This is a genomic window from Sinosporangium siamense (assembly GCF_016863435.1).
GTDB classification, from domain to species: Bacteria; Actinomycetota; Actinomycetes; order Streptosporangiales; family Streptosporangiaceae; genus Sinosporangium; species Sinosporangium siamense.
Map to the genome: position 1 here is coordinate 1 of NZ_BOOW01000079.1, position 706 is coordinate 706.

Annotated in this window: 1 protein-coding gene; it reads left to right on the plus strand. The window is 63.7% G+C overall.

Annotated features, from left to right (window positions below; genetic code table 11):
* Nucleotides 1–58: 58 nt before the first annotated feature.
* On the plus strand, nucleotides 59–706 hold a 648-nt coding region (locus Ssi02_RS38440), incomplete at its 3' end, for a helix-turn-helix domain-containing protein (protein ID WP_204034459.1).

A 706-nucleotide genomic window follows, 5' to 3' on the forward strand; every position in this document is an offset into this window, starting at 1 on the left:
TTCTAAAACTGACAGACATCGTTGACACCTGGGTCTCCAGCCAGTACGGAGACCATCTATGTCCAACCCGAACCCCCCACTGGACCGTGAGGCCAAGCGGCGTCTGGCGATCATCCGCCACGTCGAAGAGTTCTCGGGCAACGTCGCGCTGACGTGCCGCTACTACGGAATCAGCCGGCAGGCGTACTACATCTGGTACCGCCGCTACCAGGCCGAGGGCGTCGAAGGCCTGCGCACCCGCTCGAGGCGGCCCAAGACCAGCCCGAACGCCACCCACGCCGAAGTCGTCCAGAAGATCATCCATCTGCGGCAGAACTACCACTTCGGCCCCGAGAAGATCGCCATGTACCTGGCGCGCTACCACGACGTCACCATCAGCCGCTCCGGCGTCTGGCGGATCCTCAAACGCCTGGACATGGGCCGCCTCCCGGCCTCCCAGCGCTACAAGCGCCACGACAAGCGGTGGAAGCGCTACGAGAAGCAGCTGCCCGGCCACCGCGTGCAAATCGACGTAAAGTTCATCGAACCCATCGCCGGCGTCACCGGACGCAAAGGCGGCCGCAACAAGTACTACCAGTTCACCGCGATCGACGACTGCACTCGTCTGCGGGTACTGCGCATCTACCCCCGGCTCAACCAGAAGACCGCCATCCAGTTCCTCGACTACGTCCTGCAGCGCCTGCCCTTCCAGGTGCAGGTCGTCCAG